At 41.7% G+C, this 14,662-nt stretch carries 12 protein-coding genes; 11 read left to right on the plus strand and 1 reads right to left on the minus strand.

Features of this window, described 5'->3' with window-relative positions; genetic code table 11:
* The first annotated feature begins 50 nt into the window (after positions 1–50).
* Genes ACTNC6_RS13125 through ACTNC6_RS13150 form a run of 6 tightly spaced genes read left to right on the plus strand, consistent with a single transcriptional unit; the run spans position 51 to position 6,659 of the window.
* Positions 51–680 (plus strand): MBL fold metallo-hydrolase, encoded by a 630-nt coding sequence (locus ACTNC6_RS13125; protein WP_441044312.1) that lies wholly within the window; start codon positions 51–53, stop codon positions 678–680.
* The gene (gene hemZ, locus ACTNC6_RS13130) at positions 652–2,184 is read left to right on the plus strand and encodes a coproporphyrinogen dehydrogenase HemZ (RefSeq protein WP_441044314.1); all 1,533 of its coding nucleotides are present in this window, start codon (positions 652–654) and stop codon (positions 2,182–2,184) included. Before ACTNC6_RS13125 ends, hemZ begins: the two co-directional genes overlap by 29 nt.
* Before the next feature lie 18 nt (positions 2,185–2,202).
* Positions 2,203–2,772, plus strand: a complete 570-nt coding sequence (locus ACTNC6_RS13135; protein ID WP_441035725.1) for an HD-GYP domain-containing protein — start codon at positions 2,203–2,205, stop codon at positions 2,770–2,772.
* A gap of 20 nt (positions 2,773–2,792) precedes the next feature.
* Entirely contained in the window at positions 2,793–4,049 is a 1,257-nt protein-coding gene (hisS, locus tag ACTNC6_RS13140; RefSeq protein WP_019162128.1) for a histidine--tRNA ligase, read from the plus strand.
* Between the two features lie 52 nt (positions 4,050–4,101).
* On the plus strand, positions 4,102–5,898 hold the full coding sequence (gene aspS / locus ACTNC6_RS13145; RefSeq protein WP_441035723.1) for an aspartate--tRNA ligase: 1,797 nt from the start codon (positions 4,102–4,104) through the stop codon (positions 5,896–5,898).
* 2 nt (positions 5,899–5,900) lie between these two features.
* A complete protein-coding gene (locus ACTNC6_RS13150; protein WP_173742467.1) occupies positions 5,901–6,659 on the plus strand; it encodes a sulfite exporter TauE/SafE family protein in 759 nt (252 codons plus the stop codon).
* 85 nt (positions 6,660–6,744) lie between these two features.
* Here ACTNC6_RS13150 and ACTNC6_RS13155 read toward each other — a convergent pair whose 3' ends face one another.
* The gene (locus ACTNC6_RS13155) at positions 6,745–7,893 is read right to left on the minus strand and encodes a hypothetical protein (protein WP_019162125.1); all 1,149 of its coding nucleotides are present in this window, start codon (positions 7,891–7,893) and stop codon (positions 6,745–6,747) included.
* Between the two features lie 254 nt (positions 7,894–8,147).
* On the opposite strand from ACTNC6_RS13155, the gene ACTNC6_RS13160 reads away from it, so the two are divergent.
* The 5 genes from ACTNC6_RS13160 (at position 8,148) to ACTNC6_RS13180 (ending at position 14,634) form a co-directional block, all read left to right on the plus strand.
* A complete protein-coding gene (locus ACTNC6_RS13160; RefSeq protein ID WP_441035719.1) occupies positions 8,148–9,617 on the plus strand; it encodes an efflux RND transporter periplasmic adaptor subunit in 1,470 nt (489 codons plus the stop codon).
* Positions 9,614–10,285, plus strand: a complete 672-nt coding sequence (locus ACTNC6_RS13165) for an ABC transporter ATP-binding protein (RefSeq protein WP_019162123.1) — start codon at positions 9,614–9,616, stop codon at positions 10,283–10,285. The genes ACTNC6_RS13160 and ACTNC6_RS13165 overlap by 4 nt, the downstream gene beginning before the upstream one ends.
* Positions 10,286–10,289: 4 nt before the next feature.
* A complete protein-coding gene (locus ACTNC6_RS13170; RefSeq protein ID WP_441044315.1) occupies positions 10,290–12,233 on the plus strand; it encodes a hypothetical protein in 1,944 nt (647 codons plus the stop codon).
* 18 nt (positions 12,234–12,251) lie between these two features.
* The gene (locus ACTNC6_RS13175) at positions 12,252–13,514 is read left to right on the plus strand and encodes an ABC transporter permease (RefSeq protein WP_173742471.1); all 1,263 of its coding nucleotides are present in this window, start codon (positions 12,252–12,254) and stop codon (positions 13,512–13,514) included.
* 247 nt (positions 13,515–13,761) lie between these two features.
* Positions 13,762–14,634 carry a DegV family protein gene (locus ACTNC6_RS13180; RefSeq protein ID WP_441044316.1) on the plus strand — a complete coding sequence of 291 codons (873 nt, stop codon included), beginning with the start codon at positions 13,762–13,764 and terminating at the stop codon, positions 14,632–14,634.
* Positions 14,635–14,662: the final 28 nt, after the last annotated feature.

Below are 14,662 nucleotides of genomic sequence, written 5' to 3' on the forward strand. Positions count from 1 at the left end.
GGTTATGAACGAGTAGTGAGACTGATCGTGTTATCTGAGAAAGGAAGTATATGAATAATTTAGAATTACAGAAGTGTATTCTGGGACCGGTTTATACAAACTGTTATTTCCTGAAAAATAAAGTAACCGGTGAGATGATCATTATTGATCCGGCAGACTGTCCGGAAAAGATTGAACAGATGGTTATGCAGATGGACGGGAAGCCTGTGGCAATTCTTCTGACTCATGGACATTTTGACCATATTACAGCTGTGGAAGCAGTAAAAGAAAAATACCATATTCCGGTCTATGCCTGTCGTCAGGAAGAAGAGATGCTGAGAGAACCCGTTATGAATATGACCTGTCACTACGAAAAAAGTTGTTCAATAGTGCCGGATGTTTTTTTGGATGACCTGGATGTATTCCGGACATCTGGTTTTTCGATACAGATAATTCATACTCCCGGACATACTAAAGGAAGCTGCTGCTATTATCTGAAGGATGAAGGTGTCTTATTTAGCGGAGATACCTTATTCTGTGGCTCTGTTGGGAGAACTGATTTTCCGGGAGGCAGTGCTTCGGATATTGTGAGAAGTCTGCATAAGCTTCTGGATTCACTTCCGGAAGAGACTGAGGTTTATCCCGGACATGATGTATCTACTACTATTGGTTATGAAAAGAGGTATAATCCATTTGTATAAAATAGATATTTTATTTCTGGACAGAGAATTTGAGCATGATGTTTATGAACTGATAAAAGCATTTTATCCCGAAGCGGAGATACATACTCTATATGATGAAGCGGAAGCAGGAGAGTATGACCTCCGCTTCCGTGTGGAACGGGAGAATGGAACATATAAAATAAGCTATGATCGCAGGGAGAATGTAACAGCAGGTTTTACAGAAAGAAAAGGTGTTGCTTCGGCAGATGTGATAGGAGAAGATAAACTGACTGTAAAAGATCCTCATGCTTTGCGAAAAGAGAATAAGGATGCGTTGAAATATGCGTTGTATCAGCTTCTGGTTAAACTGACCGGGCGTATTCTTCCCTGGGGAAATCTTACAGGAATCCGGCCGGCAAAGCTGGCAATGGGAATGATTGAGTCCGGGATGAAGAACACCGAGGCTGCCCGGGAAATGCGGGAGAAATATTTAGTCAGTCCGGAAAAAACTGCCCTTGCTGTTACAATTGCAAACAGAGAGAGGGAGATTTTAAAGGATATTGATTATGAGAATGGTTATAGTCTCTATATAGGAATCCCCTTCTGTCCAAGTATTTGTCTGTATTGCTCTTTCAGTTCCTATCCTTTGAAAGTGTGGGAAAAGAGAACGGACGAATATGTAGAGGCACTCTGTAAAGAAATCAGGGAAACAGCATTTCTAATGCGGGATAGAAAATTGGACACAATCTATATCGGTGGGGGAACTCCAACAACGCTTCTGCCCCATCAGCTGCGTAAGCTTCTGGATACGTTAGGAGAGGCGTTTGGATATGAGGGCCTTGCTGAATTTACAATTGAGGCCGGAAGACCGGACAGTATTACCAGGGAGAAGCTTCAGGCAATCCGGGAGTATCCGGTAACCAGGATTTCTGTAAATCCCCAGACAATGAATCAGGAAACCCTGGACCTCATAGGCAGACGCCATACAGTAGAACAGACAAGGGAGGCTTTTTATCTGGCAAGGGAACTGGGATATGATAATATCAATATGGATCTGATCGTGGGACTTCCGGGGGAAGATATTTCTATGGTTGAGCGTACACTTGAGCAGATACAGGAGCTTGCACCGGATAGTATGACGGTTCATTCGCTGGCTGTAAAACGTGCTGCCCGCCTGAATATTTTCAAAGAAAAATATCAGGAAATGTCCTTTGAGAATAATCAGGAGATCATGGATCTGACCATGAAAACTGCATACGAGATGGGAATGGGACCATATTATCTGTACAGACAGAAAAATATGAAGGGAAATTTCGAAAATGTTGGCTATGCAAAGGTTGACAAAGCCGGAATTTACAATATACTGATTATGGAGGAAAAACAGCCGATCATTGCTCTTGGAGCAGGAGGATCCTCAAAGTTGGTTTTTGATCATGGAAAAAGAATTGAACGAGTGGAAAATGTAAAGGATGTTTCCAATTATATTTCCCGTATTGATGAGATGATCCAAAGAAAACGGACAGCAGTTGATAAATGGCTTTAAGTATTTGGAGGTAAGGTTTTGAATGCAGCACTGAAGACGACATCTGGATCAGAAAAGCGTATTCTTGAATTTGATCTTTCTGAAGAACTGCATCATGGAGTAGTAGTTAGCAATCTGGCTTATGCAGTGGCAGAAGAATTGGGATTGCCCCATGACCAGTGTTATCAGCTTGCCATTGCCGGAATGCTTCATGATATTGGCAAACTGAAACTTACAGGGTATATTAATGGACAGGAAAGCGATCCGCTGGTTATTGAGGAACTGAAATATGTACGGATGCATTCCACACTGGGATATGAGGAACTAAAGGGACAGGGGTATTCGGACTTTGTTCTGCAAAGTATCCTGTATCATCATGAGAATTATGATGGCAGCGGTTACCCTTCCAATAAAGCTGGGAAGGAAATTCCTATAGGAGCCCGAATCCTCAGAGTCTGTGATGTATATGCAGCTTTGACCTCTGACAGGCCTTACAGAAAAGGGTTTGATATGGGGACTGTGATGGAACTGATGATTGATGAAGTGAAAAATTTTGATATGCAGGTTTTTCTGGCATTCCAGAGAGTTGTTCATAAAGAGAAAGCCTGACAGGATAAGAGGAGGAAAAAATGGCATTAAAGAAGAAACCGGTAACCGGTATGAAGGATATTTTACCAAGAGAGATGGAAATCAGGAATTATGTGATGAACATGATTCGTGAGACTTATGGAACATTTGGATTTTCTGCAATTGAGACCCCATGTGTAGAGCATATTGAGAATCTTTGCAGTAAACAGGGTGGCGAGAATGAAAAGCTTATTTTCAAGATATTAAAACGTGGAGAAAAGCTGAAGCTGGATAAGGCAGAATCAGAGGCGGATCTGGTGGATTCAGGTCTTCGTTATGATTTAACTGTTCCGCTTTCCAGATATTATTCCAATAATGCCAATGAGCTTCCTGCTCCTTTTAAGGCACTTCAGATGGGAAATGTATGGAGGGCGGACAGACCTCAGAGAGGACGTTTCCGTCAGTTTATGCAGTGTGATATTGATATTCTGGGAGAGCCTACTTATCTGGCAGAAATTGAACTGGTACTTGCAACCACTACGCTGCTGGGAAAACTGGATTTTCATAATTTTACAATTCGTATCAATGACAGAAAGATCCTGAAAGCAATGGCACAGTACAGTGGATTCCCACAGGAGAGCTTTGACACAGTATTTATCATTCTGGACAAAATGGACAAGATCGGTCTGGAAGGTGTGGCAGAGGAACTGGAAAAAGAAGGGTTTGCAAAGGATTGTATTGATACTTATCTGGGCATGTTCCAGGAAATTACTTCAGATATTCAGGGCGTGCGTTTTTGCAAAGATAAATTAAAGGATGTACTGGATCCAAAGGTTGCAGAGGATCTGGAAACAATTATCACTACAGTGGAATCTGTAAAATCAGCAGACTTTAAAATGGCATTTGATCCCACACTGGTTCGTGGAATGTCTTATTATACAGGTCCGATTTTTGAAATTTCCATGGATGAGTTTGGCGGTAGCGTTGGCGGCGGCGGACGTTATGATGAGATGATCGGTAAATTTACAGGCAACAATACTTCTGCCTGTGGATTTTCTATCGGATTTGAGAGAATCGTTATGCTGCTTCTGGAGAGAGATTACCAGATTCCTACAAAAAATGGAAAGAAAGCATATCTTATCGAGAAAAATATGCCTGCAGATAAGCTTCTGAAGATTCTGGAACAGGCCAGAGAAGAAAGAAATGCCGGAACACAGGTTAATATTTCGATTATGAAGAAAAACAAAAAATTCCAGAAGGATCAGATGAATGCTGAAGGATATACAGAATTTGTAGAATTTTTCAGAGATAAAATGTAAGCCTACTGAACAATTATTTATAAATTATAAAATCAGGAAAAGAGGAAAAACCATGGCAGAAAGTATGCAGGGACTGCACAGAACATGCCGATGTGCAGAAGTGACAAAAGAAATGAAGGGCAAAGAAATCGTTCTTATGGGATGGGTTCAGAAAGCCCGTGATAAAGGCGGCATTATTTTTGTGGATTTAAGAGACCGTTCAGGAATCATGCAGTTGATTTTTGAGAATGGCAGCATTGATGCAGATGGATTTGCAAAAGCAGGAAAACTTCGTAGCGAATTTGTAATTGCAGTTACCGGTGTTGTAGAAGAAAGAGGCGGTGCTGTTAATAAAAATCTGGCAACAGGTGAGATTGAGCTTCGTGTAAACTCTCTTCGTATATTGTCAGAAGCAGAAGTTCCGCCATTTCCAATTGAAGAGAACTGCAAGACAAAAGATGAGATCAGACTGAAATATCGTTATCTGGATTTGAGAAGACCTGATATTCAGAAAAATATTATGCTGAAGAGCAAAGTAATGATGCTTACCAGACAGTTTTTTGCAAAAGAGGGATTCATGGAAATTGAAACTCCTATGCTTGGAAAGAGTACTCCTGAGGGAGCCAGAGATTATCTGGTGCCGTCCAGAGTTCATCCGGGACATTTCTATGGACTGCCTCAGTCTCCGCAGCTTTACAAACAGCTTCTGATGTGTTCCGGATATGACCGATACATTCAGATAGCAAGATGCTTCCGTGATGAGGATCTCCGTGCGGACAGACAGCCTGAATTTACACAGATCGATATGGAACTTTCTTTTGTAGATGTGGATGATGTTATTGATGTAAATGAGAGATTCCTGGCGTATCTGTTTAAAGAAGTTCTGGATGTTGAAGTAAAACTTCCGATTCAGCGTATTACCTGGCAGGAGGCTATGGACAGATTTGGATCTGATAAACCGGATATGCGTTTTGGCATGGAACTTCATGATGTAAGTGACGTAGTTAGAAATTGTGGTTTCAGTGTATTTACCTCTGCGCTGGAGAATGGTGGAAGTGTCCGTGGTATCAATGCAGAAGGACAGGGCGCTATGCCACGTAAAAAGATTGATAAGCTGGTTGAATTTGCTAAAGGATACGGTGCCAAAGGCCTTGCATATATTGCCATTGCGGAAGATGGCACAAGAAAATCTTCTTTTGCAAAATTCATGACAGAGGGAGAGATGGATGCGTTGGTTGCTGCTATGGACGGAAAACCGGGAGACCTTCTTCTCTTTGCCGCAGATAAAAAGAAGCTGGTTTATGATGTACTGGGTGCCCTTCGTCTGGAGCTTGCGAAACAGATGGATCTTCTGGATAAGAATGAGTATCGTTTTGTATGGGTAACAGAGTTCCCGCTTCTTGAGTGGAGTGAGGAAGAGAACCGTTTTACAGCAATGCATCATCCATTTACAATGTTGATGGAAGAGGATCTTCCATTACTGGATACAGATCCGGGTAAGGTTCGCGCAAAAGCTTATGATATTGTTCTTAATGGTAATGAGATTGGTGGTGGAAGTGTTCGTATTCATCAGGATGACATTCAGGAAAGAATGTTTAAAGAACTTGGATTCACCAAAGAAGAAGCTTATGAGCAGTTTGGATTCCTTCTGGATGCATTCAAATATGGAGTTCCGCCTCACGCAGGACTGGCTTATGGACTGGATCGTCTGGTTATGCTTATGGCAAAGGTTGACAGTATCCGTGATGTAATTGCATTCCCGAAGGTAAAGGATGCTTCCTGTCTGATGACTCAGTCACCGAGTGTGGTAAGTGAAGCACAGCTTAAAGAACTGGATCTGGAGGTAAGACCGGAGGAAGACGAAAACTGAAAATGACACTTACAATTTCGTGTTTTTTGATTGTATGCCCCATGGTTTTTTTGGCAGGATTTGTAGATTCTATTGCAGGCGGCGGAGGTTTGATCTCCCTGCCTGCATATTTGCTTGCGGGAGTTCCCATGCACAATGCCATAGCAACTAATAAGCTGTCTTCTGCAACAGGTACAGCAATTTCCACAGTTCGTCTGTGCAAAAACAAATTTGTAGACTGGGGATTGGCATTGCCCTGCATTTCCATGGCGCTATTGGGCTCTTTTGTAGGGGCACACCTGGCGTTGACAGCAAGTGACAAACTTCTGAAATGGATGTTGATTCCCATACTTCCCATTGTGGCTTTTTATGTTTTGAAAAAGAAAAATCTGGAAGAAGATATTCAGACTGACATTTCCAGAAGAAAACAATGGCTTCTGTGTGCTGCGTGTTCTTTGGCAGTGGGGTGTTATGATGGATTTTATGGACCTGGAACCGGCACATTTCTTCTGATTCTTTATACAGGGGTGGCAAAACTTCCGGTATCAAAAGCTTCGGGGACTATGAAGCTTGCAAATCTTTCCTCCAATGTAATGGCTCTTGCCGTATTTTTATTTAGTGGTAAAATTGTAATTCTTCTGGGACTTGCAGCTTCTGCTTTTTCAATTGCAGGACATTATGTAGGGTCTGGAATGGTAATGAAAAATGGGAGTAAAATTGTGCGCCCGATTATTCTTGTGGTACTGGCACTTCTGTTTATTAAGATTATTACTGGTATGTGAGAAAAGATTTCTGTATCATAAAAAATGGTTTCATAAACTTGGACGAGCTTGTTTATGAAACCATTTTTATTATTGTTTTTTGGGATTATGATTCTGAATCAGAAGAATCATCTAAGGGTGAGGTGGTCAGAGTGCCAAAAATCGCATCTCCCAGAGTGCGTCCTTCGTCCTGCAATTTCCATGAAGTACCATCATTGATCAGGACGAAATCCACATCGGAGGTAGCAGAGGCAGTGTTGCTCTCAATGCTTTTCAAAAGCAGATCCAGAGATTTATCATATCGCTTCTGCGATCCGTCAATGACGGAATCCGGAGATGCAAGATAATCATCCAGACTGTGCTGATAATCGCTGAGAATGGCATTGCTGTCAAAAGTTGTGATTTCCGTAGTGACAGTAGCATTATAGCCATTGACGCTGCTTGTCTTAATTTTGAAATTAAAATTCTTATGTACCTGTTCTACAAGTGCTTCCGCGATAGAATTCTTTACAGAATCAGAGGTATTCATTATATCTACAACGCCAAGATAAGAGCTCATTTCTTCGAGATTCATTTTTTTCAGTGTATTGAAGTATACGGTCAGAGTATCTTCAGGAGAAAGAATATCGGGATCTGACAGATAGACCATGAGACCGCCGACAAGATCATTTTCCAGGGAATAATTCCGTCTGATCTCCCATTTCTCTTTTTTACCGTCACCTTTATTGGTCAGTTGAATGGTAGAATCTGTTACTGCTGAATCATACTTATTATTTGTGAGGAGCTGATTCAGTATCAGATAATGACCTTCCAGAGATTTGGAGGAATCTTTAATATTTCCTGCTTTTGCCTGGGCAGCTTCTGTGATTTTGGTTCTGAGCAGTTCTGCTGCAAAATCTGTTGCAAGAGATTTTGCATCAATGGTGGTAAGCTCAAGAGAAGCCTGGGCATTTTTTTTATCTTCGTCGACGCTGACATCCAGAATTTTATAATCAAATTGCTGGAAGAAAAGAGAAAATACATTCTGTATTTCGTCGGACAGTTTGGTATTTTCTGTTGCATCCGGAAACATCTCAGTATAGGAAATATATTTTTGGGTAGTATCAGAATCCAGATTTTTCAGTTGATCCAGTTCACTTTTGAGTACTTCTTCTGCATCTGAGCTGTCTGTACGGGAGCAGCCACAGAGCATAGACAGAGCCAGTACCAACAGTAATGAGAAGAGAACCGGGAGGAGACGTTTGATAATCTTCATACGTATTCTTTCCTTTCAAAATAATTCCACACTATTTTACCAGATTTTTTAAAAAATGTCAAAAATGCATAAATTATGAACGAATTTCATAAAAAAATGGTGAAAAAATTGTGAAATCTGCATCATTTAGAGTCCAAGCTTTCCTTTTCGAGAGGAATCTGCTATTATAGGAAAGTAAAGATTTCGGCTGCTGAAAAGAAAGAGTGTATAATAGCTAAAGTAAGTAGGCATACAACAGCAGCAAGGAGGTAATTATGAAGAAACGAATTCTTATCGTTTTGGGAATCCTTATCGCAGTCGGTGCTATTGGTACTGGTGTCTGGTATCATTTTTACGGCAACGGTCAGAGTGGAAATAATGATTCCATTGTATATGTTTCCAAGGTCAGTGTTCTTACCGGAGTGGAGTCAGCGGCAACGAATCGTTTTGCCGGAGTGGTAGAGCCCCAGGAAACGGTGAGTGTTAAGATAGAGAGTGGACGTAAGGTAAAGGAAGTTCAGGTAAAGACCGGAGATGAGGTTAAGGCCGGACAGCTTCTTTTTGAATATGATCTCAGCAGCATTCAGGATGATCTGCAGCAGGCAAAATTGGATCTGGACAGGCTGAAAAATGAACAAGTGAGCCTTACAGAGCAGATTGCTACTTTGGAAGCAGAGAAGAAGAAAGCAAAGTCAGAGGATCAGCTTTCCTATACAATTGAAATCGAAACCAATAAAATGAATCTGAAAAAAAATGAATATAATCAGAAGAGTAAGACTGCAGAAATTGAAAAGCTCCAGAATGCTACCGGCAATACAGAGGTGAGAAGTGAAATTGACGGTGTGATTCAGAAAATCGATACATCCAAAATGACCAGTGATGACGGGGATACAGTGGATGACAGTGATTCTTCAGATGTAATGTCAGGCGGAAGCAGTAATTCTGACAGTTCTGCTTTTATTACTATTCTGAGTACCGGTTCCTACAGAGTGAAAGGAAAGGTAAATGAGCAGAACAGAGATTCTGTTGTTCCTGGAGAAGCTGTGATTATCCGTTCCCGCGTGGACAGCACAAAGACATGGAAAGGAACCATGGGAAGTATTGATATGAATAATGGGACATCTGAGAGCAATGATGATATGAATATGATGGGTATGAGCAGCAGCTCAGATGAACAGACAACATCTACCTCCTATCCATTTTATGTGGAGTTGGATTCTTCTGACGGATTGATGCTGGGACAGCATGTATATATAGAAAGAGATATCGGGCAGGATGAACTGAAGGAAGGCCTGTGGCTCAGCGATTATTATATTGTGGATGCTGATACCAACGAGCCTTATGTATGGGCTGTCAATGATAAGAAAAAGCTGGAAAAAAGATATATAACTCTTGGAAAACATGACGATGATCTGGGCGAATATGAGATTATTGACGGACTGACCAAGAAGGATAGTATTGCGTTTCCTACAGATGCCCTGAAGGAAGGGGAAACTACAGAAGAGGGAGATATTACCCAGACTCTTGGTGAAGGTGAGGATGACCTCAGTATGGATATGACAGGAGCAGACAGTTATGCAATGCCGGATGATTCTGTGGATATGGAACCCATAGAAGAGAGTAGTGACGAAGACGTCGAGAATTTTGACGATTCTGAGGATACACTGGATCCAAATGAGGATTTGATCCCTATGGATGAAGCTCCGGGTATAAGTGCGGATGAGGATACGGAGGGAATTCAATGATACTGGAATTGAAAGGGATTTATAAAGAGTACCAGCAGGGAAAGATGAAGGTTCCGGTATTAAAAGATGTGAATTTTTCTATGGAAGAGGGAGAATATGTAGCAATTATGGGACCTTCCGGTTCAGGAAAGACCACACTTATGAATATTATAGGCTGCCTGGATAAACAGACAGAGGGAACCTTTTACCTGGACGGACAGGATATTAAAGCTTGTTCTGAAAATGCAATGTCGGATATCAGACTTCATAAGATCGGTTTTGTATTCCAGAGCTTTCATCTTCTTCCAAAGCAGAGTGCACTGGCAAATGTGGAAATGCCCTTAAATTATGCCAGGGTTCCAAAGAAGGAACGTAGAGAAAGGGCGCGGAAGGCGTTGGAAAGAGTGGGACTTGCAGATCGTGTGGATTTTAAGCCGAACCAGCTGTCCGGAGGGCAGATGCAGAGAGTTGCTATTGCAAGGGCAATTGTGAATAATCCAAAGCTTCTGCTGGCAGATGAGCCAACAGGTGCTCTGGACAGTAAATCGGGAGCTCAGGTAATGGAGCTTTTTCAGAGACTAAATGAGGAAGGCGTATCAGTGCTTATGATCACTCATGATGCGGAGATTGCTTCCCATGCGAAAAGGGTGGTTACCATAAAAGATGGTATCCTTCAGGAAAAGAGGTGATTTCATGGGAAAATCCAGAAAAATAATCACCGGTATACTGGTAGTGGCTCTGGCAGGTACCGGAATTAGTGCGGGACTGATGCAGATGAAAAAAAACAGTGTGAAGACAGTAAATGTCACACCAGTCAGCGGCCTTCTGCAGCAGTATTATTCCAGCAATACTACCATTGATGGAACCGTAACAGCCAGTGCTTCTCAGACTGTAAGCGGGGATAAAGACCTGATCGTTGATCAGGTGTATGTAGCCAAGGGAGATGCTGTAAAAAAAGGAGATCCGCTGATTTCCTTTGATACTACCCTGGTAGAGATGGAGTTAAATATTGCAAAACTGAAAAAACAAAAACAGGAACAGGATTTGAACAAAGCACAGGCCAGACTGAAAAGCCTTCAGAATGGCGGTCCGGTGGAAGAGTCTGACGGAGGAGCAAATGCAGACAGTTCCGATGTTCCTGATAGCAGTGCCACAGATTCCGGGGATGATCTGGCTCCGGATACAACTTTATCTTCTGCAGCAGATATGAGCGGTAATTATCTGGCTGTAGCATTTCGTCCCCTGTTGCTGAATGCTTTTACAGATGGAGGAGAGGTGGACGGAGAGACGGAAGCTGTTGAAGGAACAGAGAATGGACAGAGTGAGGAAACAAATACTGAAGAAGATACAGAACAGAGCATTAATGATACACCTGCTTATGGAGATCCTTCTGCCAGTGATTTCGGAGATGGAACAGAGAATTCCTTTGATGATTCTTCGCAGCTGACACCAACACCTACGCCAACCATTGATCAGAATATGACAGATGGTGAAGAGCCTTTTTATCAGAAGCTGGATGGTAAGACTATCCCCTATGCAGGAACCGGTACAGAGGAGGATCCATATATATTTCTATGCAGCAGTGCCAAAGAAAAGGTTACTGTGACAGGTGGCTTTTTCAATAAAATGGCAGGCTACAGTGAGGATGGAACCCAGATAGAGCATCAGGGAGGATACTGGTATCAGCTGGAATTTCATCAGTTAGATAAAATTGGAAATTACGAAGACCGTAAGGAATCCTGTACAGGATATTATCTGATCAACGGAAGCTTGCTGGAGAAATCAGTATATGAGTTTGCAGAGGTGGAATTTACTCTGGCAGATGCATCCAGATATGAAAACGATGATGATGCAGATAACGATGGCAGTGGCGGCGGAGACAGTACCGAACCTGCGGGGACAACTGTTTCCAGGGCAGATGCGATCAAATATCAGAACAGTAAGATAGCAAGTCTGAAGCTAGATATCCAGGAGAGTGATATCAAGATCTCACAACTGGAAAAGAAAGCAAATAAGAAGCTTGTAAGCAGTAAGCTGGATGGAATTGTTTCCTATGTGGGAGATGTGTCCAGTGGTACAACTACAGACGGTAAAGCATTGCTCAAGGTAAAGAGTGAAGATGGTTACTATGTAGTAGGCGCTGTCAGCGAACTGATGCTGGATACTGTGAAAGAGGGCACAAAGCTAAGCTGTACCAGTTATACATCAGGACAATTTGAGGCGGAAATAATGGATGTATCTGAATATCCGGTAGATTCTTACAATTATTATGGAGATAATAATCCCAATGTGTCCTATTATGCATTTACCGCTGTTGTTGACGATAAAAGCCTGCAGTTTGATACACCGGATTATGTAATGGTGGAGCTCCAGAATTCAGCGGCTGATAATGGCAGCATGGTTTTATCCAAGGCTTTTGTAAAGAGTGAAAACGGAAAAAACTATGTGTACAAGGATGATAACGGAATTCTGAAAAAGCAGGAAATCAGAGTGGGCGCAACTGTGGACGGCGGTTATGATATCATCATCAAGGGCGGTATCAGCAGCGATGACAAGCTGGCATTCCCTTATGGCAAGGATGCTGTTGAGGGCGCAAAAACCAACGAGGTAACTTTGGACTATATGTATAATCAATAGTAAGAAGGGAGAAATTTTATGATTGAAAATATACGCCTGGCTTTTCAGGGAATATGGTCACATATGATGAGATCCTTTCTGACAATGCTTGGCATTATTATTGGTATTGCTTCTATTATAGCAATTGTATCTACCATCAAGGGTACAAGTGAGCAGATTAAGGAAGATCTTATCGGATCTGGTTCCAATACGGTAAATATATATCTGTATGATGGCGACAATCAGTATGATTCAGAGTATGGATCCACTACAAGTCAGACACCGGTTCTCACAGATGATGTCAAAGATAAGATTCATGATCTGGATCACGTAGAGAATGCAACTTTTTATTACAACAGTTCTAGTGCTACCATTTATAATAATAACAATAGTCTTCAGGGTGGAAGTGTTTATGGTATCGATGTGAATTATCTGGCAACCTGTGGCTATGTGGTTCAGTCCGGAAGAGGATTTGTGACGGATGATTACAAAAAATATAATAAGGTAGCGCTGATTGATGACAATGCTGCACAGAATCTGTTTCCCTCGGAGAATCCTGTAGGGAAAACTGTGGAAATTAACCAGGAACCTTATACAGTGGTAGGCGTGATTCGCCAAAATGAAAACTATCAGCCAACGATTAGTAATCTTACTGATTATTATACATATCAGGAGAATATTATTGGAAATGTGATGATTCCTGACAGCTGTTGGCCAATTTCTTTTAAATTTGATGTGCCCCAGAATGCAGTGGTAAAAGCTGACAGTACGGATACTATGAGCACAGTGGGAAATGATGCGGCTGAAGTGCTGAATGAGCTGATTCCTTCAGCAGGAAACGGAAAGACATCTACTTTAAAATATAAGGCAGATGATATTATGAAGCAGGTAAGAAATATGCAGAAGCTGAGTGAAAGCACAAACAATCAGCTGATTTGGATCGCAAGTATATCCTTACTGGTTGGAGGCATTGGTGTTATGAACATTATGCTTGTGTCGGTTACGGAGCGTACCAAAGAGATTGGTCTGAAAAAGGCTATTGGTGCACGCAAAAAGACAATACTGGGTCAGTTTTTGACAGAGGCTTCTGTACTTACCAGTATTGGAGGCATTATCGGAGTTGTAACCGGCATCGGACTTTCTAAGGTTGTGGGAAAAGTAACAGGTTCACCGACTGCTATCAGTATTCCGTCTATTGTGGTGGCGGTACTTTTTTCTACAGTGATCGGTGTGGTATTTGGTCTGCTTCCGTCTGTAAAGGCTGCAAATCTGAATCCAATTGATGCGCTTAGAAGTGAATAAGATGAAAGGAATGCACTGATGTGAATGTCAGTGCTTCTTTTTTTTAATATACTATTTTTTATGATATGAAAATTTTATGCTGTAAATTTTAAATTCCGGATTGAGATAGCCCCCAAATTATGTTAAACTAAACACAGTATGTATTTTTACATTGCATAGATGAAAACTATCAGCTGTTCACCTATGATCAGCAATACAGAAATTTTATTTATATGAAGGATGAATTAGAAGTAAAGGAGAAATGTATATGGGAAAAGTGGCCATTGTCACAGACAGTAACAGCGGCATAACGCAGGACCTGGCCAGGGATCTGGGAGTTAGTGTGATTCCTATGCCTTTTTATATTAATGAGAAGCTTTATCTGGAGGGGATTACTCTTTCTCAGGAAGAGTTTTATGAGCGTCTGAAAAATGAGGAATCTATCTCCACTTCACAGCCGGGACCGGCAGATGTGTGTGGATTATGGAATACACTTCTGGAAAGCTATGATCAGATTGTGCATATTCCAATGTCCAGCGGACTCAGTGCTTCTTGTGATACAGCCAGCGGACTGGCCCGGGAATATGATGGAAAAGTACAGGTAGTGGATAATCAGAGAATTTCTGTTACACAAAAACAGTCTGTACTGGATGCACTGACATTGAGAGATGCAGGCAGAGATGCCCTGCAGATCAGACAGGTTTTAGAGGAACAGAAATCAGATTCCAGTATTTATATTACTTTGGAAACTTTGAAATATCTGAAAAAGGGCGGCAGGGTCACTCCTGCAGCGGCAGCAATCGGAACGGTTTTGAATTTAAAGCCGGTATTACAGATCCAGGGTGATAAGCTGGATGCCTATTCCAAGACTAGAGGTAAGAAACAGGCTAAGCGGGTTATGGTGAAAGCTATGCAGAATGATTGGGAAAATCGTTTTGCTGAATATGTAAAGCGTGGAGAAATGTGCCTGCAGTCTGCCTATGCAGGAAATGAAGAGGAGGCTCTGGAGTTTAAGAAAGAACTGGAAGAGGCTTTTCCGGGACAGAAGATAGTTTTAGATCCCTTATCTCTGAGTGTGGCCTGTCACATTGGATATGGAGCAGTAGCTGTAGCTTGTTCCAGAAGAGTCGTTGTAAAATAAACTTTTAGAAAAGATGTATTTCTGAGAG

The organism is Blautia sp. HCP3S3_C4 (assembly GCF_052064095.1).
Classification (GTDB): domain Bacteria; phylum Bacillota; class Clostridia; order Lachnospirales; family Lachnospiraceae; genus Blautia_A.